General features: G+C 46.2%; 24 protein-coding genes and 1 pseudogene. 11 read left to right on the forward strand and 14 right to left on the reverse strand.

The annotated features are described in order from the left end of the window. Positions 1–16: 16 nt before the first annotated feature. The 5 genes from B3K42_RS10530 to xylB form a co-directional block, all read right to left on the reverse strand. Entirely contained in the window at positions 17–1,051 is a 1,035-nt protein-coding gene (locus B3K42_RS10530) for an L-Ala-D/L-Glu epimerase (protein ID WP_110990651.1), read from the reverse strand. A gap of 1,414 nt (positions 1,052–2,465) precedes the next feature. Then, positions 2,466–3,194, reverse strand: coding sequence for a GntR family transcriptional regulator (locus tag B3K42_RS10535; RefSeq protein ID WP_110990652.1), 729 nt, complete (start codon positions 3,192–3,194; stop codon positions 2,466–2,468). A gap of 11 nt (positions 3,195–3,205) precedes the next feature. After that, complete coding sequence (locus tag B3K42_RS10540; RefSeq protein ID WP_110990653.1) at positions 3,206–4,327, reverse strand: exo-beta-N-acetylmuramidase NamZ family protein; 1,122 nt, start codon at positions 4,325–4,327, stop codon at positions 3,206–3,208. A 179-nt stretch (positions 4,328–4,506) separates the two neighbouring features. Further along, positions 4,507–5,154 (reverse strand): class II aldolase/adducin family protein, encoded by a 648-nt coding sequence (locus B3K42_RS10545; RefSeq protein WP_110990654.1) that lies wholly within the window; start codon positions 5,152–5,154, stop codon positions 4,507–4,509. Further along, complete coding sequence (gene xylB, locus B3K42_RS10550) at positions 5,147–6,658, reverse strand: xylulokinase (RefSeq protein WP_181419087.1); 1,512 nt, start codon at positions 6,656–6,658, stop codon at positions 5,147–5,149. The genes B3K42_RS10545 and xylB overlap by 8 nt, the downstream gene beginning before the upstream one ends. 507 nt (positions 6,659–7,165) lie before the next feature. Here xylB and B3K42_RS10555 point away from each other — a divergent pair. From B3K42_RS10555 to B3K42_RS10575, 5 genes are read left to right on the forward strand one after another with little or no spacing between them, the layout of a single operon-like run. Then, positions 7,166–8,176 carry an autoinducer 2 ABC transporter substrate-binding protein gene (locus tag B3K42_RS10555; protein WP_181419088.1) on the forward strand — a complete coding sequence of 337 codons (1,011 nt, stop codon included), beginning with the start codon at positions 7,166–7,168 and terminating at the stop codon, positions 8,174–8,176. A gap of 43 nt (positions 8,177–8,219) precedes the next feature. Continuing rightward, the gene (locus B3K42_RS10560) at positions 8,220–9,710 is read left to right on the forward strand and encodes a sugar ABC transporter ATP-binding protein (protein ID WP_110990657.1); all 1,491 of its coding nucleotides are present in this window, start codon (positions 8,220–8,222) and stop codon (positions 9,708–9,710) included. Continuing rightward, the gene (locus tag B3K42_RS10565; RefSeq protein ID WP_110990658.1) at positions 9,688–10,695 is read left to right on the forward strand and encodes an ABC transporter permease; all 1,008 of its coding nucleotides are present in this window, start codon (positions 9,688–9,690) and stop codon (positions 10,693–10,695) included. Before B3K42_RS10560 ends, B3K42_RS10565 begins: the two co-directional genes overlap by 23 nt. Beyond that, on the forward strand, positions 10,682–11,674 hold the full coding sequence (locus B3K42_RS10570; RefSeq protein WP_110990659.1) for an ABC transporter permease: 993 nt from the start codon (positions 10,682–10,684) through the stop codon (positions 11,672–11,674). Before B3K42_RS10565 ends, B3K42_RS10570 begins: the two co-directional genes overlap by 14 nt. 23 nt (positions 11,675–11,697) lie before the next feature. Continuing rightward, complete coding sequence (locus B3K42_RS10575) at positions 11,698–12,438, forward strand: DeoR/GlpR family DNA-binding transcription regulator (protein ID WP_110990660.1); 741 nt, start codon at positions 11,698–11,700, stop codon at positions 12,436–12,438. Between the two features lie 121 nt (positions 12,439–12,559). On the opposite strand, the gene B3K42_RS10580 is transcribed toward B3K42_RS10575, so the two are convergent. From B3K42_RS10580 to B3K42_RS10595, 4 genes are read right to left on the reverse strand one after another with little or no spacing between them, the layout of a single operon-like run. Beyond that, positions 12,560–12,793: a hypothetical protein gene (locus tag B3K42_RS10580; RefSeq protein WP_181419089.1), complete on the reverse strand. Its 234-nt coding sequence runs from the start codon at positions 12,791–12,793 to the stop codon at positions 12,560–12,562. Next, positions 12,794–13,402 carry a bifunctional nicotinamidase/pyrazinamidase gene (gene pncA / locus B3K42_RS10585; protein ID WP_110990661.1) on the reverse strand — a complete coding sequence of 203 codons (609 nt, stop codon included), beginning with the start codon at positions 13,400–13,402 and terminating at the stop codon, positions 12,794–12,796. A gap of 24 nt (positions 13,403–13,426) precedes the next feature. Then, entirely contained in the window at positions 13,427–14,440 is a 1,014-nt protein-coding gene (locus B3K42_RS10590) for a glycoside hydrolase family 10 protein (RefSeq protein ID WP_258367328.1), read from the reverse strand. Positions 14,441–14,481: 41 nt separating this feature from the next. Beyond that, positions 14,482–15,333 (reverse strand): DUF4438 domain-containing protein, encoded by an 852-nt coding sequence (locus tag B3K42_RS10595; protein WP_110990663.1) that lies wholly within the window; start codon positions 15,331–15,333, stop codon positions 14,482–14,484. A 109-nt stretch (positions 15,334–15,442) separates the two neighbouring features. Here B3K42_RS10595 and ylqF point away from each other — a divergent pair, with 109 nt between their 5' ends. Continuing rightward, complete coding sequence (ylqF, locus tag B3K42_RS10600; RefSeq protein WP_110990664.1) at positions 15,443–16,279, forward strand: ribosome biogenesis GTPase YlqF; 837 nt, start codon at positions 15,443–15,445, stop codon at positions 16,277–16,279. On the opposite strand, the gene B3K42_RS10605 is transcribed toward ylqF, so the two are convergent. After that, a complete protein-coding gene (locus B3K42_RS10605) occupies positions 16,249–17,484 on the reverse strand; it encodes a radical SAM protein (protein ID WP_110990665.1) in 1,236 nt (411 codons plus the stop codon). The genes ylqF and B3K42_RS10605 overlap by 31 nt on opposite strands. Before the next feature lie 89 nt (positions 17,485–17,573). Between B3K42_RS10605 and B3K42_RS10610 the strand changes: the two genes are divergently transcribed. Then, a complete protein-coding gene (locus B3K42_RS10610; RefSeq protein WP_110990666.1) occupies positions 17,574–18,920 on the forward strand; it encodes an FAD-dependent oxidoreductase in 1,347 nt (448 codons plus the stop codon). Positions 18,921–18,979: 59 nt separating this feature from the next. Here B3K42_RS10610 and gpmA read toward each other — a convergent pair whose 3' ends face one another. From gpmA to B3K42_RS10625, 3 genes are all read right to left on the reverse strand, one after another. Next, positions 18,980–19,726: a 2,3-diphosphoglycerate-dependent phosphoglycerate mutase gene (gpmA, locus tag B3K42_RS10615; protein ID WP_110990667.1), complete on the reverse strand. Its 747-nt coding sequence runs from the start codon at positions 19,724–19,726 to the stop codon at positions 18,980–18,982. A gap of 88 nt (positions 19,727–19,814) precedes the next feature. Continuing rightward, entirely contained in the window at positions 19,815–20,636 is an 822-nt protein-coding gene (locus tag B3K42_RS10620; protein WP_110990668.1) for an aminoglycoside N(3)-acetyltransferase, read from the reverse strand. A 35-nt stretch (positions 20,637–20,671) separates the two neighbouring features. Beyond that, a complete protein-coding gene (locus B3K42_RS10625) occupies positions 20,672–21,067 on the reverse strand; it encodes a hypothetical protein (protein WP_258367329.1) in 396 nt (131 codons plus the stop codon). A gap of 276 nt (positions 21,068–21,343) precedes the next feature. On the opposite strand from B3K42_RS10625, the gene B3K42_RS10630 reads away from it, so the two are divergent. From B3K42_RS10630 to B3K42_RS10645, 4 genes are all read left to right on the forward strand, one after another. Then, on the forward strand, positions 21,344–21,970 hold the full coding sequence (locus tag B3K42_RS10630) for an NAD(P)-dependent oxidoreductase (protein WP_110990670.1): 627 nt from the start codon (positions 21,344–21,346) through the stop codon (positions 21,968–21,970). Positions 21,971–21,982: 12 nt separating this feature from the next. Continuing rightward, positions 21,983–22,450: a TMEM175 family protein gene (locus B3K42_RS10635; RefSeq protein ID WP_110990671.1), complete on the forward strand. Its 468-nt coding sequence runs from the start codon at positions 21,983–21,985 to the stop codon at positions 22,448–22,450. 195 nt (positions 22,451–22,645) lie between these two features. Further along, positions 22,646–23,002 (forward strand): DUF4345 family protein, encoded by a 357-nt coding sequence (locus B3K42_RS10640; RefSeq protein WP_110990672.1) that lies wholly within the window; start codon positions 22,646–22,648, stop codon positions 23,000–23,002. An 86-nt stretch (positions 23,003–23,088) separates the two neighbouring features. Beyond that, positions 23,089–23,805 carry a GNAT family N-acetyltransferase gene (locus B3K42_RS10645; protein WP_110990673.1) on the forward strand — a complete coding sequence of 239 codons (717 nt, stop codon included), beginning with the start codon at positions 23,089–23,091 and terminating at the stop codon, positions 23,803–23,805. Between the two features lie 178 nt (positions 23,806–23,983). Here B3K42_RS10645 and B3K42_RS10650 read toward each other — a convergent pair. Then, positions 23,984–24,187, reverse strand: a pseudogene (locus tag B3K42_RS10650) (ISNCY family transposase); the annotation flags it as partial.

Genomic DNA, 24,187 nt, shown 5'->3' on the forward strand with positions numbered 1-24,187 from the left:
AAGGGTGATGACAGAATTAGAACAGAATAGGATACTGTCTATCTTTCTCCTGTCTGAACCCGACAGGATCGACATTCTTAAGCAATAAATGAGAATCTAGATCGTGATAAGTGAATGCGCCAGTTCCGGCCGCGAAATGAACGCTCTGAGAGACTCCTATACCAGACTCGCTCATGCAGCCGATCATAAGACCTATACCAGCGCTGTTGCACATCTCTACAATTGCAAGAGCATCTGAGAGTCCCGACTTCATAAGTTTGATATTGACATAGTCGACTGCCCCTTCCTTTATGAGTCTCATAACGTCATACTTTGTCTTAGCGCTTTCATCTGCACCGACTGGATACATGGAGCCCTGCCTGATTATTTTCAGTCCTTCGAAATCTTCGGCAGGCACCGGTTGTTCGAATATCCCCACGGGCACGTCGTTTCTGTACATTGCATCTATGAATCTCAAAGCCTCTTTGGGTGTATAGCCTGTGTTTGCATCTATCACATACCTGACACCCTTGATCTCGTCGTTGACTGCCAGTATCCTGGCAATGTCGCTCTTAACATCTTCGCCGACCTTCATTTTGATAACTTTGTGGCCGGCTTCGAAGATCTCCTTAGCGTCATGGACCGTCTCTTCCAGACTGCCGATGCTCACTGTCTTGTCTGTCTCAACGTAATCCTTCATCCCGCCAAGAATCTGATAGACAGGCGTAGAGATCAATCTGGAAAAGGCGTGAAGGGTGGCAAACTGAATGGCAGCCTTCAAACTGGGAGCCGTTCTCGAGTATGCATCGAGCTTTGCGAAAATTCTCCTGTAATCTCGGACGTCGAAATCTTTAATCATTTCAAGAATTTCTTTCTGGAGCTGAAAGATGGCTGCTCCGCTCTCCCCGTTCACTCTGAAGGACGAAGAAGACTCTCCGAGACCGATCGTTCCGTCCGACAGAACCAATTCAACTTCAATATTCACTTTGGAGTTGGAAACGTTGTTTGCAATGTGAAAAGGCTTTACGAAGTCCCATTTCTTTTCGGTGAAACGCAGATCCTTTATCTTCATCCTTTCCTCCCCTTATAAGAAAGCATAACCCACTTTCAATAGTGAAAAAACGTCTATACAATAATACCTTAAATCGAAATTTCATCAAAATGGAGTGCATAACTCGGCTTTCGAATACTTAGTTATATCATACTTCGGGTAATGTCTGCAAAACATCGTATTAAGGCTTCTGTCATTTACTTAATCACCCTGCCTGGTGCCTTCCATTTTATATTCGTGATATTTGACGGATGAGGTGGCAACGTTAGTTCAGAAGAACAATGAAAGAGAGCGTTGTCGAGAGCTTCGCTACGAGAAGGCGAGAACTGGTAGTTGTTGTCCGTCAAAGGTCCATCGTTCTCCGGGAAAGCAGAAGTGATGCTACTATAAAACACTAGACGCAAGGTGCCGAAGAACATCGGCGGACGCAAGGCTGCCTACGGCAGGAGCAGATGCCGACTTCGTCTGGAAGTGAGGCGCGCTGGCGCGAGGAAGTGATGCCCGGAGAAACGTCCGGGGAAGTGATGCTGTCGCTTACGCGATAGGAGGCTAGAAGAAAAGAGAGAAGTTCGACAACAGGATCGTGTATGTAAAGAAGACTGTGTAAACCCTCTAGAATGGAAGAGAAGAATGGGGGAAAAGAAGATGAAATTTGACAGAGAAAAGATCAAGTCGTTAATCGAGAACAATGGATTTGAAGATGTCGGAGATGTTCAAGGAGTGCAGATAATACTCATTTGCTGACGCAGGCCAGTCAGCCTCCGCCTGGCCAGTCTCGCCTTCGGCGAGGCCAGTTCCGACTATGTCGGGCACAAATCCGATGTTTGCTCTGATGAAGACGCTGAACGCTGTGAAGAGCCGTCCTTCGAAAGAGCAGTTGCAAATTGTCAGTTGCAAGTTGCCTAGAGTAAAAAAACGACAAATGCCGTCATCTGAAATTGTTTTAGCGTCTCGATCCTTCAATAAGACGGGTCGAGAAAGAGCATTGTCGAGAGTTCGCTGTGCTCACTGAGAGGACGAGATTGATTATCGTTGTCCGTTATCGAGATCAAGAACCTGATCCCGTATAGGAACACTACGGAATATGCACACACCCCCTCTCGAGAGGGGATTAAAGAGCTTTTCGAGATCCCAGATCATTACTTGCCCTCTTTGCTTTTCCCTTCTCTCTACTCTCTGAAAATGGTCTGACCAAGAACGAAGAACAGATCCTCGCTGTGGAACGAAAGCGAATTCTCCTCGGTGAACAGAAGACCGTTCAACGGCAAACCAGCTTCTGTTGCTCTTCCGACCTCCTAACCCCAATCCCTAGCCTCGTTCTTGTTGCTTGGAACTTGCATCTGCTATTGTTCTCCTCAACGAACGGACAACCGCTCAACGATAGACCAGTTCCTTTGTTCTTTCCTACCCCCTACCTGCTACCCCCAACCACGGTTCATATTCTTCTGACGATTCTGAACTTGCTTTTGTCTGCTCTGTACAATGAGATCACATACTCAATGCAGATATCGCTCTTTGTGTAAGTAAATCTCTTTCTCATTATCGCGCAGTCGTCCTGTTCTTGACGAAGAAAGCGAGCCTCTTCTTTCTTAAGTCTAGTGAGTTCCATTTCTTCTTCGGCATAAGAGATATTTATGTTGAATTCCTTTCTCAAAATCCCGTACAGAGATTCTTTTTCCATGTCTCTTTGTGTAATGTTCAGGAAGCGAATATCGGCTCCCACGTTCAGATAAGCCTCTTCAATTGCATAGGGTTCGCCTTCAAGAAATCTTACTCTCTTCAGAAGCACGACCATTGCATCGGCCGGAATATCGAAGAGCTCAACCGCGTCTGCAGGGACTCTTGTAAGTTTGTTTTCGAGAACCACAGAACGGGTTTCGCTGCCGCGCTTTCTCGCCTCATCCGTGAATCCTGTGAGTATGGCAAGCTGTTCTTCGCGCTTAGATCCTGTGACGAAGGTACCTTTCCCTTTGAGTCTTTCGATGAACCCCTCTCTTCTAAGCTCATCCATTGCTCTCCTGACAGTAAGTCTGCTTATGCTATACTGCTGGCAGAGCTCCTTTTCTGTGGGAAGCTTATCACCCTTCTGATACTTGCCTGAATTGAGGGATTCCTTCAAGTCAACATACAACTTGTAGTATAGTGGAATCGGTGTTTCCCCCATGATGGCCCCCTTCAATCACGATAGTTCAGTTCACCGGGATAGAGAAGGCAATCTTCGACGAAATTTATGTACTCCATCCCTGACTCCTTCCACTGATAGTAGTCGAGTTTCCGAGTTCTTATCTTTTGTGCGCTTTTTTTAATACCGATCAGATCGTCTGAGCGATCCATTATCTCAAATTGTTCATATTTTAGCAAATACTCCATCATTTTCAAAGTTATCACAAAGAAGTTGTTGTCATTACTCGGAAAGAACTCGACTCCGCTGCAGTTGGCGTTTGCGTACTTCCGGTAGAAGGGCATGAATTCGCGGCTCCGCAATCTGAGTTCGGGGAACTCTCTTCTCAGATATGCTGCGAAATCCGATCCGTCGATCCACGGAGCTCCTATAAGAATGAAGGGCTTGAACGTGCCGCGACCTTCGGAGACGTTTGTGCTTTCGAAGAAGCAGGTTCCCGCATAGCCGAGAAGGGATTCGTAGGTCGGCACATTTGGTGAAGGCACATTCCAAAGAAGAGACGTGGCATCGTGAGGTTCGCCGTTCCAGCCTTCTAGCTTCACGACTTGCAGGTCGAGATCGAGTTTCTTGAGCTTCTTGAAGTATAGGGCGAGCTCTCCGGCCGTAAGACCGTACTGGAGGGGCAGTCTATACCCGCCAACAAAGGTTTGCAACTCGTCGTCTATTCTGCTCCCGAAGACTCCTCTGCCCAGTGGATTCGGCCTGTCAAGTACAGTATACTGAATACCGGCTTCTGCCGCTGATTCCATTGTATAGGCTAGAGTGTAGATGAACGTATAAAACCTAAGCCCTACGTCTTGTATGTCGTATACCAGTACACCCAGGCCCTCGAGGTCTTCCTGCACAGGTTTGCGCTTGTTTCCATATAGACTCACTACGGGAACGCCATATTTCGGATGGAGATCGTCGCTCACGTGTGCTCCGTCGGCAACTCCTCCAAGGCCGTGTTCGGGTGTGAATATCTTCTTCACATTGACTCCGTTTTCAAATAAGAGATCTATTCCCCAGTTAAGATTAGAGTCGACAAATGAGTAGTTTGTAACAAGACCGACTACCTTGTTCTTCAAATCGGCAAATTCGTTTCTTTGTAGAACATCGATACCCTGTAGAATCATGCTAAAACCCCCCTCGAAGTTTTGTATACTTGTCAATCACAATCATGCCATATTGTAATGCCATTTTCCGAATAATTGGAGAGTCTGGTGAAAATGTAGAAAGTTGACTACTGATAAAGAAAGGAGCCGACATCGAATCGGCTCTGAAGTCAGTATAATTAAGCTTTGTTGATCTGCGTTCAGTTTTTTTGTCCGTAGTGATACTTCACGAAATTCTGCATTTTTAGGCAGTCATCATGAGAAATTACCCGGGGGGTTCCGATGATAGTCGCCATGATGATAGTCTTTGCGGATTTCTCAAGTACCTCGGCTACCTTGAAGGCATCGCTCAGGTCGCCGCCAACACAGACTGCTCCATGATTAGCCAGCAGCGCAGCGTTGTTGTTGCCTAGGGCTGAGACCACGTTTGCTGCGAGTTCTTCTGTTCCGGGCAATGCGTACTCTGCACATTTGACACCTTCTCCAATTATCTGTACGAGTTCTTCGGAAACGGCAGGAATATCTTTCCTTGCAATAGCGAAAGCCGTAGAGTACTGAGGATGAGTGTGGATAACCGCCCCAACATCAGGCCGGTGTTTGTATATCATTCTGTGCAGGGCATGCTCTATGCTTGGCTTTCGTTTACTGTCAATAGTATTGCCTCTCATGTCTGTCATCACAATATCATCGATCTTCAGACACCCGTAACTCATGCCACTTGGAGTTATGAGAAAGGTTTCATCATTGATCCTGACGCTTATGTTTCCCCATGTTCCCACCGTCATACCCCGGTCTTCCATTCTCTTACAGGCATCCAGCACCTGACCTGCAAATTCATCTTTATTCATTCGTATACGCCTCCAATTCTGCCATCATTGAACGGGTTTTATCGTAAATTCTCTTATATATACCAAATAAGTTGTCGTATTTTTCTGTTCTAGCAGGATCGGGATCGACTCTCTCGACATGCCTTACGAGACGGGCCGCCTCTAAAGGGTCGCGTATCTCCTTTGTTGCAAGAAGGGCGAGTATTAGGTTTCCTATAGAGCCGGTGTCCTGGGTCTCGAGCGTCATGACTCTCTTTCCATAGACATCGGACTGGATTCTTCTCCAAACAGGGCTTTTGCTCCCTCCGCCCATGACATTCACACTGTCGAAACTCACACCCAGCTCTTCAACGACCTTCATGCAATCCTTTATTGAAAAGGATACCCCTTCCATGATTGCCCGAACCATGTGGGCTTTGGAATGCTTGATTGTAAGCCCGAAGAAGACACCGCGAGCCTTTGAGTCCCAGAGAGGTGTTCTCTCTCCCATAAGATAGGGGAGGAAGACCAGTCCCTCAGATCCGAGAGAAACCTTTTCGGCCATCGAAGAGTATTCTTCGAAGACTTCGTTGCTTCTGTCTTTGTCAAATGTGTTTCTGAACCACGTTAAGCTGGAAGCGGCAGTTTGAGTTATTCCCAGAATGTCCCAGTAGCCTTCCAGGGGATAGCTCCAGCACATGACCCTTTTCTTTGGGTCTATTACCGGCTTGGATGTGCAGGCCGCAACAACACCGGCCGTGCCAACTATACAGGACACTTCGCCTTCGCCGAGAAGACCGGAGCCTAATTCGGCTACAGAGTGGTCTGAGCCTCCGTTGACAACTGGAGTTCCTTCCAGCAGACCGGTTTCCTTCCCTGCCCTGTCGTTTATGTGGCCCATTATTCTTGCCGAAGGCATTACATCGGAAAGAAGATGACCGTCCAGGCCTATCAGGGCAAGGGCTTCGGGGCTCCATTTGTTCGCTCTTATGTCGAAGACGGCTGTCCCAGACGCGTCGGACGGATCGGTGACTTTGTTGCCGGTTAGCAGATACTTTATGTAATCCTTGGCGATCATTATCGACTTCGTTTTCGTGAAGACTTGTGGTCTGTGTCTTTTCACCCAGCAAATCTGTGGCGCCGCATATGTAGTTGTCGGAAAGTTCCATGTGAGTTCGAAGAGCCTATCCGCCCTTCCATCTTTGTTCCATTCCTCTATTATTTCGCTGCTTCTCTGATCGAGCCAGGTAATCGAAGGGCCTATGGGGTTATCTTCAGAGTCTAGATAGACGTGTGTGTGCATCTGACCGCAGATCGAAATCGCATTTACAAGTTTGGGAAGACCGGCATCATGAGATTTGAGCTCATTTATACAATCGATAATCCCCTTCCACCAGAGCGCAGGATCCTGCTCGGCCTGTCCTGGTAGTTCAGAAATTATCGGATACTCGGCATAAGCAGATCGCTGAATCTCACCATTCATGGAAACAAGAGTGACCTTGACTCCCATTGTTCCCAGATCGATTGAAAGGACTCCCTCTTTCATTACTGCCTCCTGTCCCATTGATACTTGAGACCATACACATGACTGATGGACATTGTGAGCGAATAGATCAACTAAGTGATTACTTCATACCATCTCTTCTAACAAAGCTTACCAAAAAAACTCTCTCGATGTGAAATCGGATTAGAGACGAGTAACGGGATACTCTTACGATTACACCTGCTTTAGGTCGAAAATGAGCGTCTAGCGCTATCATGAAAAGTGCTTCAAATGGCCCTTAATCTACAGTGAATCGGTCTGCTTGTTTATTTAGAATACCCTTATTTCCTCTCAAAATGGAACTACAGCTGATATCATACAAAAATCGAGACTATCAAAGGCTAGATGTTCTTCATCAGCTGTAAGTATCAATAATCAAATGCCTTCGGGTGTGGATTTGAAAGAATGAATTGATAAAATATGGTTGATCACAAGTTATCACTTAAGTAACCTTGCCTGATTTCCCGCGATTTTTTGATGGGCCGGTTTGCCGGTCACATAGAAGGAGGGATGCGAATGAACAAGAAACTTCTGATGCTCCTGCTCTGTGTCTTTTTTACAGTTGCCGTCTTAGCAGCCAACTACGAAATCGCCGTTGTTGTTAAGATCGGCGGAATCCCCTGGTTCAACAGAATGGAAGTCGGTGTTAAAGATGCTGCTTCAGAACTCGGCGTGAACGCTTACCAGATAGGGCCTTCAGATGCAGATCCTGCTCAGCAGGTGAAGATAGTTGAAGACCTTATTGCCAAGGGCGTCGACGCTATCTGTGTAGTACCTAATGATGCGAAGGCTCTTGAGCCCGTATTTGAAAAGGCAAGAGCGAACGGTATCATTATCATCACACACGAATCGCCAGATCAAAAGGGTGGCGACTGGGACGTAGAAACGATAGACAACGTCAAGTTCGGAGAAGCTAACTTCGAGAAGCTCGCGCAGTTGATGGGCGGAGAAGGAGAGTTCGCGGTATTTGTCGGTGGGCTCACAGTTCCCCTCCATAACTTCTGGGCAGATGTAGGTCTTGCATATGTTGCAGAGAAGTATCCGAACATGAAGTTGGTGACAGAGAGGATTCCGTGTGGCGAAAGTGTGGAGCTCTCCTATCAGAAAACACTCGAGCTTCTCAACGCTTACCCGAACTTAAAGGGTATTGTTGGTTTCGGTTCTCTAGGCCCGATCGGTGCCTCACAGGCTCTCAATGCGAGAAATATGAAGGGAAAGGTTCAGATAGTTGGTACGGTAATTCCGAGTCACGCTGATCCTTACCTGAAACAAGGTTTGATGCAGTGGGGTTACCTGTGGGATCCAAAGGATGCCGGATTTGCACAGGTTTATCTGGCGAAAACTCTGCTTGATTCAAAGAAGGCGCTCGAAGAAGCAGGGATTCCCGAAAGTATAGTCCCCGCCGTTGTTGACGGATTTGAAATCCCCGGACTTGGCAAGGCAACGCTTGATGGAAACATTGTCAATTTCGACGCGCAGATCGACATAACAGCTGAAAACGCTCTTTCTTACGGGTTCTGATTTCGAGAGGGGGTCCGCCCCCTCTCTTTCTGGTGATCTTATTATGGCCGAGAAATTGTTAGAGATGAGAAATATTACGAAAAGGTTTGGGGGAGTATTGGCCCTCGATTCAGTCGATTTCGAAATAGAGAAGGGAGAGGTCCACTGCCTGGTCGGTGAGAACGGTTCGGGCAAAAGCACCCTGATAAAGATCATCTCGGGTATTCACTCGCCCGATCCCGGCGGCGAGATATATGTTGATGGTAGGAGAATAAGCCACCAGAAGTCTTCAAATAGTGTGAGAGAAGGCATTCAGGTCATATACCAGGATCTGTCGCTCTTCCCGAATCTGACTGTGGCCGAGAACATCGCCATCTCTTCCAGAGTGGAAGCGCGAAGTCGTCTTATGAAATGGGAAGAGACCGAAGAAGAGGCGATGAAAACGATGGAGAAAATTGGAGTTTCTCTAGATTCCTGGCGTGAAGTCAGCGATCTTTCAATAGCGGAAAGACAAGTTGTGGCGATATGCAGGGCAATAAATGCTAAAGCGAGGCTTGTGATCATGGACGAACCTACGGCTTCTCTCAGCAAAAAGGAGGTCCATTCGCTAATTAGGGTGATAAATGAGTTGCAAAACAGAGAAATCTCGACGATCTTCGTCAGCCACAAACTCGATGAAATAATGGCTGTGGCCCAACGAGTTACGGTTCTTCGCGACGGCAAGAAAGTAGGCGTCTTCGATGCTTCTGAATTGACACAGCAGAAGCTCTCATTTCTGATGACAGGCAAGGAATTCGAGTACACTAAACTCCCCCCATATTTGGGCGACGTGGTTGTTATAGAAGTCAGGAAACTCTCAAGGAGAGATAATTACAAAGAAATAGATCTGAAGGTCCACAAGGGTGAGATAGTCAGCATCACAGGACTAATGGGTTCAGGCAGAACCGAGTTCGCCCTTTCACTCTTCGGAATGAACCCTCCGGATAAAGGAGAAATCTTTGTGGATGGAAAGAAGATCAATCTCGTCAGCGCTGTGGACGCCATGAGAGCGGGAATTGCGTACGTGCCGGAGGATAGATTACAACATGGTCTTGTTATGGAACAACCCGTAAGCAAGAATATTGTGCTGACGGTTCTAAAGAGAATACTGTCCAGAATCAGGCTCTTGAGCAAGGTTAAAGAAAGAACTGAAGTGAAACGGTGGGTAGAGGAATTATCAATCAAGATTCCCTCGGTAGACGCTCCTGTTAACACCCTGTCTGGTGGCAATCAGCAGAGGGTTGTAATCGCAAAATGGCTAGCAATAAATCCAAAGGTCTTGATTCTTGATTCTCCGACTGTAGGAATAGACGTTGCGGCAAAAGACAGCATATACAAGATAATAAGAGAGCTCGCCGCAAAAGGTATCTCGATAATCATGATCACAGATGAAGCCGAAGAAGCGATCTATCATTCCAATACAACATATATAATGAGCGCGGGAAGAATAATTGGAAGGTATAACTCCAGCGAGCTCACGGAGAAAGAGCTGTATGAGAAGATCAACGAGGTCTAATTCAGGATTAAGAAAAGTATTCGGCAAGAGCGAGTTTTACCTCTTGCTTGTGATAGTCGTAGTGTCTCTGTTTTTCACTATTATGAAGCCGAGCTTCCTGACCTTTACCAATATTTACGGCATGGTGGAAAGCAATTCTTTCCTTGCAATAATGGCTGCGGGTGTACTCGTTGTACTAATCTCCGGAGGGATTGACATTTCTTTCACTGCCATCGCTACTGTTGCGCAGTATGTGATGGCGACAATCGTTATTCAGTGGGGAGGAAACATGTTCCTGGCCTTTGCAATAGGTGGAGTAGTCGGTATCGGCCTCGGTTTAGTCAACGCTCTGCTCATATACTTTCTGAGAACTCCGCCGATAATCGTGACGATTGCAACCATGAACCTTTTCTATGGTCTTCTCATATTCATTAGCGGTGGAACCTGGATTTATGGCTTTCCTATGTGGTTCATGGAGAGGAATCTCGTTAGATTCGGAGACAGCTCGGGAATTACGATACCGATTCTCATCCTTGTTCTTTCCTTTATTCTTACGTGGTTAATACTGAAGTACACGGCTCTGGGCAGAAATATCTACGCCGTGGGCGGAAATCAGGAAGCGGCTAGACGTGTGGGCATAAGCATTCTCAAGACACAGCTCTTCGTCTATTGTTATATGGGCTTTCTTGCAGGGATAGCTTCTACGGTTCAGGCGAACATGATGCTTACTGTCGCACCCAATGCTTTGATGGGCAGAGAACTGGAAGTGCTTGCGGCTGTTGTGCTGGGAGGAGCGAGTCTTGCCGGAGGTACGGGGAGCATCCTCGGAACGATTCTGGGATTTGGTCTAATAGTCATTGTTCAGAACGGGTTGACGCTTTTGGGAATCTCTTCTTATTGGCACAAGGTCTTCGTTGGGGCCATAATTGTCATTAGCGTAGGAATAACAGCATACCAGAGGAAACTGCGCGAGGGAAAAGGGGCGATAATCAATGTCGAAGAGTGACACTAAGAGAGGAATACTGTCGAAGAATTCCGAGATTTTCTCCCTCGGAGTAATACTTGCGATTCTCGTCTTGCTGTTTTCACTCGCTCTCCCCGGCAAGTTCCTCAGACCAAGCAATCTTCAATCTATGGCCTTCCAGCTTCCCGAGCTTGGAGTGCTGGCCTTCGCTATGATGATAACGATGCTTACAGGCGGGATAAACCTGTCGATCATAAGTTCGGCAAATCTCTCCGGGATAATTATGGCCATGATTTTGACTGGTGATCTAGCTTCGAGTGCGGGAGGGGCCGGACTCGGCTGGACGATCTTTCTGGCCGTACTCGCTGGGTTGTCGATTTCACTCATAGTGGGACTCGTAAACGGAATGATAATCGCGTATATAGGGGTATCTCCGATACTTGCGACGCTAGGTACGATGACCCTTCTCGAAGGAATAAGCCTGGTTATAACCAAAGGGTATGTCATTTCAGGCCTACCGAGGAACCTTCTTGTGATTGGCAATGGAACCTTTCTCGGAATTCCAGTTCCGATGTTTATTCTGATAGGGGTAGCATTAGCCATCGCCATAATGTTGAACAAGACGCGTTTGGGTTTGTCGACTTATATGATAGGTTCAAATATCAAGGCAACGAGTTTCTCGGGGATAAACACGAACAAAGTGACCATTTTCGTATACATGATATCTGGTCTTCTTGCAGGTATCGCATCACTGATAATGATAGCCAGATTCAATTCTGCAAAGGCAGGCTACGGTTCCTCTTATCTTCTGGTGACCGTTCTCGTTTCGGTCCTTGGCGGAATCAATCCGAATGGAGGATTCGGGAAGGTTTCTGGTGTCTTCTTGGGCCTCATTTTACTGCAGGTTATCTCGAGCGGATTGAACCTCCTTGGTATAAGTCAGTTCCTTACACTTGCGCTTTGGGGCGCACTCCTCCTTGGTGTAGAAGCTCTAAGATTAGCCAGGAAGAGAGTCAGATAAAACAGATATTCGGAGTTGAGCAGATGGCTTTGAAGAAAGAAGACAGAAGGCAGAACATCCTAAGAGTTCTAGCTGAGAGAGAATCGGTCAACACTCAAGAACTTGCATCTCTAATGGATGTTTCTCTCGTCACGCTGAGAAGAGACTTGAGAGATCTGCAGAAATCCGGCCTTGTCATCAACGGATACGGAGTCGTAAGAGCGGTGAATCAGGAAACAGACCCCAACAGCTTCTTCCTGAAAAGGCTGAGGTTATCCAGAGAGGCGAAAGAGAGAATCGCTGCAAAGGCAATCGAGTTTGTCGAAGAGAATGATGTCCTCTTCATAGATGAAAGCACCACATGCTACGTTTTCGCTTTGAAGCTGTCCAGGGCGTTCAAGAAACTGCACATAATTACAAATGGAATCAACATACTGCTTGCGCTTTCGAAAGTTCAGGGCTTTTCCGTTGAGTCGAGCGGCGGCAGTCTCCAGTACGGATTTGATTCGCTTATTGGCCCCAGAGCGGAGAGTCTTGTCGGTTCGATCTATGCAAACAAGTTCTTCTTTTCATGTGCCTCGCTAAGAAAGAATATAGGGACATTCGAGTTGAGTCCCTTTTCCGCCAGCATAAAGAGGAGGATGCTTCTCAATTCCAGCGCAAAAATTCTTCTTGTTGACCGCAGCAAGTTTGAAATAGTCGCCCCGTTCAAAATGGCCGAAATCGGTGAAATAGATAGAGTCATCACTGAAGACAGAGACTTTTTGCCTTCTGAAGATGTCTGAGAAGCACAGTAGGCGAAAGAGCCGTTGAACGTTGTAAAGAGCCGTTTACCGTTAACCTGAAGTTCCCGAACTGAACAAGCAAGAAATAGCTATCTGAAAGGATTTCAGAAAAATGAAGCGGTTATTTCTGTCTACGTTTGCTGAGTTGTTTCAATCCGACAAGTTCAAGTGCTTTTCTCTGTACCTCGTTGGGAGTTGTTATTATCGTGAATGAAGGTATCTCCGGTACTGAAGGTACTCTGGCATCGTTACAGACAATCGTACTCATTTCAGATAGAAGTGTCTGAAAGCTGTGTACCGGTGTCCCATTACTCAGCTTCTTCTTCCTTGTCTTCAAGGCCCTTCTATCGGGCAATCATTTCTCAATCAGTTCCACTCCAGCCTTTTTGAATTCATCTATTGTTCTCTGAACATCGCCTTTGTTTGTTTCTACACCCTTTGTTCCATTTATTATTACGTTGATTTTGAAGCCGGTTATCAATGCATCGTGAACGGTGTATTTGAGGCAGTAGTCAAGAGCTAGCCCGCAAATGTCTAGTTCCTCGATTTCAAGTGCCTTGAGAAGTCCGTCGGTTCCAAGCTGTGTTCCATCGTTCTCCCTGAAGATCGAGTAGCTGTCGACGTAGGGGTGAGTTCCCTTTCTTACTATATAGTCGAAGAGCCAACTCTCTATGTCCTGGTGAAACTCCGCTCCATGACTTCCCTGCTGACAGTGAACAGGCCACAAGACTGGACCGATCCCTTTCCCGTTGTCAAACGGCGTGAAGGGTTCTTTCCCGTGATTGACCGCAAAGCTCATGTGATTCGACGGATGCCAGTCCTGACTTGCAACTATCACCCTGTATACTGGGTCTTTCATTGCTCTGTTTATCACTACGTTGATCTTGCTCGCATCGCTTACGGGCAGTGCGCCGGTTTCATAGAAGTCGTTCTGAACATCAACGACCAGCAGTGCCTTACGCATTTCAATCGCCTCACTTTCAAATTACTATAGCGTCCTCAGCCTTTTGCGCAGTTCTTCATCAACTGAGCTAAGGGCAAAGAGTGTGATCTCGTCCGGTCTTAGCTTCTGAACCCTCTTTATGAGTTCAACGAACTTGTCCCAGCGACCTGCGTAGTTGAACGCTCCAAGTCCGATTCTAATATCCTTCAGCGATCCATGAAGACTACGGATCTTCTCCACCCTGGAGATCACTTCATCCGGCTCCTTTCCATATGCCATAACGACGGCCGAATCAATCAACCCGCTCTTTAGCCATTCGAGCCAAGGCTGCAGACGCTCACTTAGAGCTCTTTCTGAATAATCATCGTAGACCGCGCAGGATACCTTTTTCCCTTTAGCCCTGACAACTTCAGAGATCATCGAGACCTGACTCGTTATGAAATAGATTCTGAAGCAATCGAAGCTGTCCTTACTTTCGATAAGTTTCTCTTGATTGAGCCACTTCCTGTATTCGGCCAGTGCAATCGGATTGTAGCCGAAGCTTTTGAAAGGGTACCTTATGAAGTCAAGATGAACCTCTTCCACATCGTAATTAGAGATTTCAGAGGCAACATGGGCCGTGAATTCTCTCACTTCTGGGATTCCGGGATCTATGTAGGGCCCGAATACTTCTTCCAGGTTGCTGGATGGATACTCAAGCATAGAAGTTCCGTTCTCATCTACTGTGACCCATTCCGGTCGCCTGTTCAAGATATGCCTTTCCGAAAGGGGCCTTTGTTTTCCAAAGCCCCAGACGAGATTGACGTTCATCCATGCCGAAATCCTGAACTCCCTCCCGCAAGCCTTTTCTATGGTCATCTGAAGTGGATCGAAGTCTTGAACTAATTCTTCGGCGGGAGGGAGAATATTCGAGGAGTAGTAAGAGTCGGCGCGGTTCACAACCTGTATATAGGCCCTAACGGGATTAATCCCTTCGAGTTTTTCGATCATTCTGCTCAGAGATTCCTGAGATACAAGTTCCTTGCTTGTAACCCAGACTTCCGGTCTGAATCCGCTCATCTTTTCCTCCATTCAATATGTCGGCAATTCTGTCCAGACTGTCAGATGAAGTCGATCACGTTAGATTTTTCACTTATTTCCGGGATTATTATGCCCTTACCATCTGCCATAACTACCGTTACGCCAGGGCCGTGACCGGTTATTATACAGTCTCCGTGCACTACAACTCCGATAGTAACGGAGCCTTCCATATATCCTCCGAGACCGAAAGAGTCATTGTGATTTTCAAGGGCTACGAAGTCTCCAATTCTCAGTCTGTCGAGACCGACTTTCCTTATGAGTGCCCTGTCATTCGTAATGATGTCGTAGTCTCCACCTGAAGGATCTCCCGATCCTGAGCCGGAACCCAGTAGATAACCTGGTACTATTGCCCTTACCGGGAAGTGAATCTTTCCGTCTCCTTCTTCAACGGGTATCCTGTCTAAAAGCTCAGGATCGATATTGTATACCCTGATTGAAGGATAGTCTTCAAGTACCAATCCCTGACCGAATCCAACAACCTGTATCTTGTCTCCAATCGCCATCTTCTTCTTTATGTCTTCTTTGAAGTGGATCAAGACATGATTTATGCCGCCATGCTTGCCTATGACTATTCCCTTCTCTCCCTTTGCATCTCCGCTGATCAAAGTGGCCGAATTTCCGATACAGGAATAACCGACGTATGCTGAGTTCTTTTCAGCTTCGGAGTTCTTTGTCGAGACATCTGGCTCGACATGGTCGCCAACCATCTTGAAAGCGCTGTCTCCAAGAGCGAAGTTATAGGTTATACCACCAGTGCCGGGAAAGAGTCTTGGAGTCCCATCGACTTCAAGTCTGAAAGGGCTTCTCCTTAGTGGATGTGCAACTTCGCCGCTTACCGAGATCTTCACTACAGAAGCTTTGTTTGTACGCAATGTACTTTCCTCCATTCAATCATTTTCGTTGTTTTAAGGTACGTATATATTATATCAACCAGATAACGCTTGTCCGAACCGTGATATAATCCACGCTGGAGGTCGTCATATGTATTATCCGGGACACATTCAGAAAGCAAAAAGGCAGATTCAGAACTACATTAAGTCCGTAGATGGAGTAGTCGAGCTGCTCGATGCTAGAATTCCTCTTTCGAGCAGGGCCTATGAAGCAGAACGGTTGTTTCAGAATAAACAGCGTATTGTCGTTCTGAACAAATCCGATCTGGCCGATCCTAAGATCACTTCCATGTGGAGAGACCATTTCAAGTCAGAAGGAAGCGGCGTTGTCGAGGCTTCACTGAGATCGACCGACGCAAAGCAGTTCATAATAAGAGAAATAGTACCGTTATTGAAAAGCAGGTTCTACGAAAAGAGGTTCATGGTTGTGGGAATGCCCAACGTTGGGAAGTCGACATTTATCAACAGACTCAAAGGCAAGAAATCACTGGCTGTTGGAAATAGGCCGGGGATAACGCGTGGAGTCCAGTGGATAAACGTCTCAGAGAGTATATCAGTTCTCGACACGCCGGGGATTCTATATTCAGATCTCCGATCTCCACACATAACTACGAAGCTTCTTGCGGTCGGTTCCCTACCGTATGAGAAGTTTGACCCTCTTGACGCCTTCGAAAGAGTGCTTGCCCTAATTGTCGAGAGGTACGGGAAAGGTCTCCTCGAGGATTACCTCGGTGAGGAATTTGCCGATGGAGAAGAGTTTGTCGAGGAATTCTGCAGAAGAAGAAACTATCTTGCCAAACAGGGAGCGCTCGACATAACCAGAGGAGCCCACACTTTTCTCAGAGAGGTAGCGGCCGGGAAGGTGGGAAGATTTTCTTTCGAAGATCCGGAAAGCTTTTACAGGGTTGATTCTAACGAAGCAAAATGATCTCTTGCTTCTCTTCTCAAATCGGTCCATATTCGATCGATAAAATTGTAGGTCAGCCATTCTTCGATGATGTGGAGTTTCCTTGTACCCTTTCTGGTTGGTTTGACGATGTCCTTCTTTCTTTGGAGATATCCTCTTGCTATTGCCGAGTGAAGGAGACATCTCATCCTCACCGGAAGCTTTCCGAAGTGTTCCTCAACACGGCGGAGATCTAGTTGACCACCGTAAAGTGCCCAGAAAGAGTAATAGAGAATCGCTGAAAACTTCCCCATTTTGATTTTCTTACTGACGGGAAGCTTTCCGGAATCGATAAAGGAGAAGTATTTATCGAGCGAAAAGGTGTTTGTTCGAAACTCCTTTCCGTTGAAAGAAGAGGCGCTCGTGCCAATCCCCATAAAGAATTCTCGTGAGACAGAGCTGTACTTTCTCCTTTCGCCCCTCTTCCTGAAGGTCCAGAGAGAATCTCTAACATAACCATGTGCGGGAGCGACGTTTTCCAGCTCTTCCAGTATCTCGAGTTCCTTTTCGGGATCGTTCTTAGTGTTTTTAAATGCCGTGTCTGCGAAACGCATCATAGGATAGACGGATACCTGTTCCGGACCGTAAGAAATCGCCGTCTTGAGATCCTCGACAATTCTCCTCCGGTCAAGCTGATAATCAAAGATCAAGTCCACGTCAACAAAGTCAAAGCCCGCGGAAGTAGTCTCGGCAATCGAATTCAGTGAAACACCGGAATCCTGTCTCCTTCGCCCCATCGAGTTCAAAGTGTGATCGTCGAAGGATTGGATCCCCAGACTGACGAAGTTAACGCCAGTTTCTCTTATCTCATAAAGTCTCTTGCTGGAAACATCCGCCGGGTGGATTTCAAGAGCGATTTCTCCATTCGTCGTTTCCTTGAAATGGGAGACGACTCCTCTCAGAAGGTCCAGGTCATAAGAAGGTGTCCCGCCTCCGATGTAGATGGAACTGAAATGTTCGATTTTCTCTAGTTCGGATTCTCGCTTCAAGGCATTCAAGTATCTAACGGTCAATTCAGCGTCGTATTTGGTTTTGTTGTAGGGACAGAAGCTACAGAAATCCGGGCAGAACGGGATATGAATATATAACCCGGGGGATGAATCGAAATTAAGCGGGCCAGCGCCATCCGCGTCTTCTATTCTAAACAGCCTTTTGCTAAGTTCCATGACTCTTTCGGCAAGACTCATTATTTTCCTCCCGCTCCATTTTAGTACGAAAAGTGTGTTAATATAATATATGTTCTGAGCATATATCTCATCCTATCTGGAGGTGTTACTTGAAAAAGGACGTAGTAATAGTGGGAGGAGGTCCCGCCGGAATCGTCACGGCGACAACGGCAAAGAAGACCTATCCCGACAAGAGCATTGTGGTTATCAGAAGGGAACGTGAAGGAGTCGTCCCCTGTGGAATTCCCTACATATTCCATACTCTTCCGACTGTAGATGCCAATGCCATGCCTATTAAAGGCGCTGAAGATCTGGGAATCGATTTCATTTTCGATGAAGTCGATGAGATCTGCACTGATTCCAAAATGGTTAAGCTCTCCGGTGGGGAGTCTATCGAATATGAAAAACTGGTTATTGCCACGGGTTCACAACCGATATTTCCTCCAATAAAGGGTAGCAAGCTTCCGGGTGTCTTTACCATAGCCAAGGACAAAGAGTATCTGAAGAGTGTATGTGCTGTCGCCAAATCTGCGAAGAAAGTCGTAGTCGTTGGTGGAGGTTTTATAGGAGTTGAGGTTTCAGACGAGATCCTCTCAGATGGAAAGGAAGTCTATCTGGTCGAGGCCGTCGACCAGATACTGATGGCGGCCTTTGACAAGGAATTTGGAACTATGGTGAGCGAAAGACTTGAAAAGAAAGGTATGAAGCTGCGCACCGGGATGAAGTTGTGTGAGATCAAAGGAGAAGATAAGGTCTCTGGAGTTGTACTTGACAATGGTGAAGAGATCGAAGCAGACATGGTAATACTTTCAATAGGTTACAGACCGAACGTAAAGCTTCTGGAAAGCATCCCCGTTCACAGGGGTATAACCGGTGGAATATGGGCCGATGAATACATGAGAACCAGTGTCCAAGACGTCTTCGCCGCCGGTGACTGTGTCGAACACAAATGTTTCTTCACTAGAAAACCCAGTAGACTGATGCTGGCGTCCACAGCTGCTTTTGAAGCAAGAGTTGCCGGTTCGAATCTTTTCAGCCTCAAGATGGTTAGGGAGAATCACGGAAATCTCGGAGTGTTCTCCACTTCAGTGGCCGGTCTTACGGTCGCTGCGGCAGGCCTTACGGAGTCTACTGCAAAGATGGAAAACTTCGATTACGTGGTCGGGGTTGCAAAGGGAATAGACAGACATCCCGGTTCGCTTCCCGACAAGTCGGAAATCTTTGTCAAAATGATCTTCTCCAAGGAGAGCGGGATTCTTCTTGGAGCCCAGATGGCTGGTGGAAAAAGCATCGGAGAGATGATCAATATTATCGGTCTAGGTTTGCAGAAAGGAATAACCGTGAACGATTTCCTTACGATGCAGATCGGTTCCCACCCGCTGCTCACGGCCGCTCCTACTAGCTATCCGTTAACTCTAGCGGCTGAAAATGCTCTAATGAATTTGAGAAAGGAATAAGAAACACTACAAATAGAAGAAGCTACCCTAAGGGTAGCTTCTTTTTATGCTGGCAGATATTACTTTGCTTTCCCCTGATTCGCGACTGCCTGTTGTGCCTTTGCTATCTCTTCCGGGTCACCCAGATAGTAATGCTTTATGGGTTCTAGATCGTCATCCAGTTCATAAACTAGAGGTATTCCGGTCGGAATGTTCAATCCTACGATCTCCTCGTCTGGGATATTGTCCAGATACTTGACCAGTGCCCTAAGGCTATTTCCGTGAGCTACTATCAGAACTTTCTTTCCAGACTTTATCTCTGTGGATATCTCATTTTTCCAAAGTGGCAGGAATCTTGCCACTGTGTCCTTAAGGCACTCAGTTCTCGGGAGTTCGTTATCTGAAAGAGATTTGTATTTCGGATCATGTCCGGGGAATCTCTCGTCACTTTCTTCGAGCGCAGGCGGCCGAATATCATAGCTCCTCCTCCAGATCTTTACCTGTTCTTCGCCGTGTTTTGCAGCGGTTTCGGCTTTGTTTAAACCCTGAAGGGCTCCGTAATGTCTCTCGTTCAGTCTCCAGTCTCTAATCACCGGAATCCACATAAGATCCATTTCGTCCATTATGTACCACAAGGTTCTTATTGCTCTCTTCAGAACTGAAGTGTATGCAAGATCGAAATTGTATCCCTCGGCCTTCAGTATTTCCCCCGCTTTCTTTGCTTCCTCTCTACCCTTTTCGGATAGATCAACATCGGTCCAGCCAGTGAAGCGATTCTCTTTGTTCCAAGTACTTTCTCCGTGCCTTACCAGTACGAGTTTGGTCATATTTCTCCTCCTTCCTTATATCTCCTACATTATAAACTATTCTTCAAATTGGGGTAGAACAGCCTATCTTTCGAAATAGTTGACAGTCTTACTTCCTGTTCTTTGTCATCCATTCGACCGCGAAATCTACCAGCTCTACCTGGGGAATCAACACTGCTTTTCCATATCCAACCACTCCCCTATTGACAATTGATGGAAAGGTTTCTTCAAAAGCCTTTCCTATCGTTTCAAAGTCATCCGTATCGAGCTCATAGTCGATGAACTCTCTCCAGACTCTCTTTCCATTTTCGCTTATAGGGGCCCCGTCTTTGCAAAGTTTTCTCGATGGAAAATCGGCGCGGTACTCTGCAAGATGTAAAGAGCTGTTATTCTGATGGCTCACCCCCAGGAGCAATATGTAAGCATTGAGGTCATACAATCTGGCCAGAGGCGATCCCTCTCCCATTCCAAACTCCAGTTCGTGGTTATCGACTATGTAAGAGGCTCTCTTCCCTCTCGCAGTAAAAGAAACCTGGGGGTGATCGCTCCTGATGACACCCTTCATCTTTCTAAAGGTCTCGGAGATTACACCCATTCCTCTGGTGGGGGTTTCGGCTCTGTTGAAGGGAGGCATTGTCCTTCTAATTGCGTCGAACCAGCTCTCTGGAACAGGGGGATTTGACCAGTTAGATGGCTCGCTTAGATCTCCGGAATGAGCCGGCATAACCAGTGTTCCATCCTCGTCTAGAATCGCTTCAAGTGCCTTTACTACGGCAACGGCACCGCCACAGACCCAGCCCAGTCTGCTCAGGGAAGAATGTACTAGCAATACCATTCCCCTTTTGACTCCAAGTTGTTTGAGATCGGAGATAAGACTCTTCGAAGTTACCGGCCCGTTATTGCTCATCTTCACTGCTTCGGCTTCACTCATTTACTACTCCCGAAAATCGATCACAATGAACTTCATCATTTCACGATTAACCATTTTATCTCAATCTCAGCGCTTCTCCTGTCTGCAGAAGGGTTCTCGAAAATGACCTTCAGATTGTATTCACCATCGCCTTCAAAGATCAATTCATTCTTTGTTTCTTCCCAATCATCGGCGAGACTGGCGGCTTCTTTCCCGTCGCTTTCCACTACCAGGTATGCGTTGTTGCCGATCATAACTTTTTTGCCCATTCGCGCTATAAGCTGCTGGCCCGGCCTGAGTGAGACGGTGGCAAAGCTGTTTCCCGAATCCCCGGCATAGAGTGTCTTGCTCTCGTAGCCGTCGAATCCAGCTAGGCAGAGTGTCAAGATCACAAGTCCGATTATTCCCAGAATCGTAAAAAAACGACCTACATCGATAAGGGTCAAAGTCATTACCTCCGTAGTGCCTGTAATAGATAGATTATAACCGAATTCAGACCGGATGTTGTTCTTAGAGCCGCTGATAGAGCAGAAATTCGGGACTGTAATCACATCTAATTAGGACGATTTCAGTCGATGTATAATTGAAGGGATGATCATGAGCCTCATGTCTAGAATTAATGGCTTTCCGATTTCAAATATTGGGTTCTCATTCACTATATCCATTTGGTTTTGGACAGGAGAGACTATATTATTGTGATAGAGATAGTTGAAAGGGGGTAAACTGCCTTGAAGATAATTATCTTTGGTGGTACCGGAAGAGTGGGGAGGGTCATTCTCGATAGGGCCTTAGGCGAAAATCATATAGTCACAGTCTTCGTTGGAGACGTTTCGAAGTTGACGGTAAGAAAAGAGAATCTTAGGATCTTCCAGGGGGACGTCTTCAACAGTCAGAGCGTAAGAGACGCAATAAGAGGTCAGGATGCCATAATCAGTGCCCTCGGTCCAGACAATTCGGGCAGTGTCAACGATACCCTGGCAGTCGCTATGAGAAATATTGTCAATGGCGCAAGAGATACCGAGGTAAACAAGATAGTCACGATTGCGAATTCCGGGATTCTTCAGCTTTCCCCTAGAGAGCTAAGGCTCGATTCTCCCAACTATCCTCAGTACCTGAAGAAATCCTCAAGAGAATTTCTGGACGCATTCGAAATCCTCAAGACTTCTGAACTGGATTGGGTTGTCGTATGCCCGCCATTCATGACGTTTTCAGAGGGCAACCAGAGTTACAGGGTTTCTGCCGACTTCCTTCCCGAAAATGGAGTGAAGATTTCGATTCAGGATGTTGCTGAATTCGCCTTCAAACAGTTGTTCACCTCTGAGTACTCTCAAAAGAGAGTTGGTATAGCCTATTAGAATGGAGTTATCTTGAAAAGAGAAAGCCCCAGTTCGGAAATACGTATTAACAGGCTGGAGTCACTTACCGATGGTGTTTTTGCCATCGCCATGACTATTCTCGTCCTATCACTCGAAGTACCAAACAGAAGTCAGGTCACGAGCCAAAGCGAACTTGTTCAGAACGTCATGAGCAAGGGTTATCAGTTCTTGAGCTACTTCATACCCTTCTTCGTTATTGGATCGATCTGGATCTCGACTATAAGGAGAACACACATTCTCAATAAGACCGATTACAAATACCTTTGGCTCAACATGCTCAATCTCTTCTTCGTCACTACGATTCCTTTCACCACATCCCTTTTGGGAGATTACGGTGAGTATGAATTTGCAGAGTTGCTCTTCCACTTCAATATCCTGGTACTTGAGATCATCGCTCTAGTTCAGTGGCAGTATCTGATGAAGAACAGAGATCTGATCCGCGAAGATGCAATACGATGATGCGAACTTGCTCTACTATAGAAAAGTCTATATCTTTCATGTAATTGTTCCTTTGCTCGGTATTGCGGTCTCGGTGTTTACTCCCGTTTGGAGCAATCTTGTCTATCTCGTCATATTTTTCAGGGTGTTTTTTATCCGTAGGTAATACTACGGAACATAAATAATTGCTAGAATATATCTATAATCTAGGGGGCGATGAAAATAGCTTTCACCATTATTCGGTTTATAGTTGCGGTTCTAACTGCCGTAACAGGAGTGTATATAGTATTAAGACCAGAATCCTACGCAAAACTTGCCGGGTTTTCGACTGGCAATCCGAGAGGAAGGACCGAGACAAAGGCAGTTATGGGGGGAACCTTTATCGGGCTGGGAGTGGCTCCAATAATCCTCCTGGGCTCAACGACTGCCTTCACTTTTCTGGGGATAGTCTATTTGTTCATCGCTGCAACGCGAATTTTATCAACGTTTGTGGACAAGTCTTACACGTTCACCAATTTAATTATCCTTCTTGTTGAAATAGCATTTGGTCTAATTATGGTGATTTCTGTGTGAACTGATAGAAACCGACTTAGGTCGGTTTTTTTATGCAAAGAGTTCTTACCCTTGTGAGCTCGATTGAAGAAATGGAGGAAAGAAAATTGAGAGAGGAAGATCTAAAGAGGGCAATACTTGAAGCATGGTCAAAACGATTGGGTTTTTCATCTGATAGATTTTTTCTTGGAACGCATTTCTTTTTTCCCGATGAGAGCAAGAGAGGGAAGGGCGGGATCGAGCAACTGAGTTTTGAAAGGCAGACAGTCATCTTATACGATCCCTTGTTGGAAGATGTTTTCAAGTCTTTAGAAACCCAGGATGAGAATCCCGGCGACTATTTGGCCGATTTGATTCGAGACTCGTTTCTTCTTTTGAAGAAGACTTCCATCAAATATCTCAATCCTTCAAATTACGTTCCTTTTTACCCGCCTGCCGAGTTCACAGTAAGAAGGCTCAATCAAGGGGACAGAACGGCCTTTTATCGTTTCAGAAATAAGTGCACCAGGGAGGATCTGGCCGAGGGGTTTGTAGAGCTTGATCACGTTGCCGTTTTCGGAGCGCTCTACGAAGACGAAATCGTTGCGGTTTCGAGCATAATCGAGTGGGATGAAATCGCAGATATCGGCATAATTACAATGCCTGATTTCAGGGAGCTCGGTCTGGGTAAAGCTCTTGGTTCTAGAGCGAGCGAGTGGGCGGTCATAAACAAAAAACTTATTCAGTACAGACATAACGTCTTGAACTATGGATCGCTTAAGGTTTCTCGAGCACTGGGGTTTAGAGAGTACATTGTAGATCAGGAATACTTATTTAAAGGATAAATAGTCTTGAGCTGGAGACAAGAGAACCCAGATTTCTTCTCGTGAGTAATCAGCTGTCCTTGTTATTGTAACGTGTAAGCCAAAACTTCTTCTAATTAGGGATCGATTCGTAGCTCTAGGATCGTAATGCATCATAATTAAATCTACTCAAGAGAGAGTTAATGCATCAAAATAGAATCTACTCGAAATCGAATTGAAGGGAATTAAGAACACCTCCCTTTGACTTAGATTTTAGTATTTGTATGTCAACCAATAATTCCTGAGAATGTGCTATATTACTCTTTAGTTTGTATAAGTCTAGGGCTTCGTGAACCTTGCGAAGCTCATCTTTTTTTGTACAGTCAATCCAGGGAGAGTTAAGCACTCTTTCATACGGAGTAGC

It is taken from the genome of Mesotoga sp. UBA6090 (genome assembly GCF_002435945.1).
Classification (GTDB): domain Bacteria; phylum Thermotogota; class Thermotogae; order Petrotogales; family Kosmotogaceae; genus Mesotoga.

Excerpts from the sequence above, each read along its gene's own strand:
- gpmA (WP_110990667.1), bottom strand. The coding sequence starts at position 19,726 with ATGACCAAACTCGTACTGGTAAGGCACGGAGAAAGTACTTGGAACAAA.
- pncA (WP_110990661.1), bottom strand. The coding sequence starts at position 13,402 with ATGCGTAAGGCACTGCTGGTCGTTGATGTTCAGAACGACTTCTATGAA.
- B3K42_RS10625 (WP_258367329.1), bottom strand. The coding sequence starts at position 21,067 with ATGACTTTGACCCTTATCGATGTAGGTCGTTTTTTTACGATTCTGGGA.
- ylqF (WP_110990664.1), top strand. The coding sequence starts at position 15,443 with ATGTATTATCCGGGACACATTCAGAAAGCAAAAAGGCAGATTCAGAAC.
- B3K42_RS10560 (WP_110990657.1), top strand. The coding sequence starts at position 8,220 with ATGGCCGAGAAATTGTTAGAGATGAGAAATATTACGAAAAGGTTTGGG.
- B3K42_RS10565 (WP_110990658.1), top strand. The coding sequence starts at position 9,688 with ATGAGAAGATCAACGAGGTCTAATTCAGGATTAAGAAAAGTATTCGGC.
- B3K42_RS10605 (WP_110990665.1), bottom strand. The coding sequence starts at position 17,484 with ATGAGTCTTGCCGAAAGAGTCATGGAACTTAGCAAAAGGCTGTTTAGA.
- B3K42_RS10570 (WP_110990659.1), top strand. The coding sequence starts at position 10,682 with ATGTCGAAGAGTGACACTAAGAGAGGAATACTGTCGAAGAATTCCGAG.
- B3K42_RS10545 (WP_110990654.1), bottom strand. The coding sequence starts at position 5,154 with ATGAATAAAGATGAATTTGCAGGTCAGGTGCTGGATGCCTGTAAGAGA.
- B3K42_RS10590 (WP_258367328.1), bottom strand. The coding sequence starts at position 14,440 with ATGAGCGGATTCAGACCGGAAGTCTGGGTTACAAGCAAGGAACTTGTA.
- xylB (WP_181419087.1), bottom strand. The coding sequence starts at position 6,658 with ATGAAAGAGGGAGTCCTTTCAATCGATCTGGGAACAATGGGAGTCAAG.
- B3K42_RS10530 (WP_110990651.1), bottom strand. The coding sequence starts at position 1,051 with ATGAAGATAAAGGATCTGCGTTTCACCGAAAAGAAATGGGACTTCGTA.
- B3K42_RS10575 (WP_110990660.1), top strand. The coding sequence starts at position 11,698 with ATGGCTTTGAAGAAAGAAGACAGAAGGCAGAACATCCTAAGAGTTCTA.
- B3K42_RS10640 (WP_110990672.1), top strand. The coding sequence starts at position 22,646 with ATGAAAATAGCTTTCACCATTATTCGGTTTATAGTTGCGGTTCTAACT.
- B3K42_RS10535 (WP_110990652.1), bottom strand. The coding sequence starts at position 3,194 with ATGGGGGAAACACCGATTCCACTATACTACAAGTTGTATGTTGACTTG.
- B3K42_RS10540 (WP_110990653.1), bottom strand. The coding sequence starts at position 4,327 with ATGATTCTACAGGGTATCGATGTTCTACAAAGAAACGAATTTGCCGAT.
- B3K42_RS10555 (WP_181419088.1), top strand. The coding sequence starts at position 7,166 with ATGCGAATGAACAAGAAACTTCTGATGCTCCTGCTCTGTGTCTTTTTT.
- B3K42_RS10620 (WP_110990668.1), bottom strand. The coding sequence starts at position 20,636 with ATGAGTGAAGCCGAAGCAGTGAAGATGAGCAATAACGGGCCGGTAACT.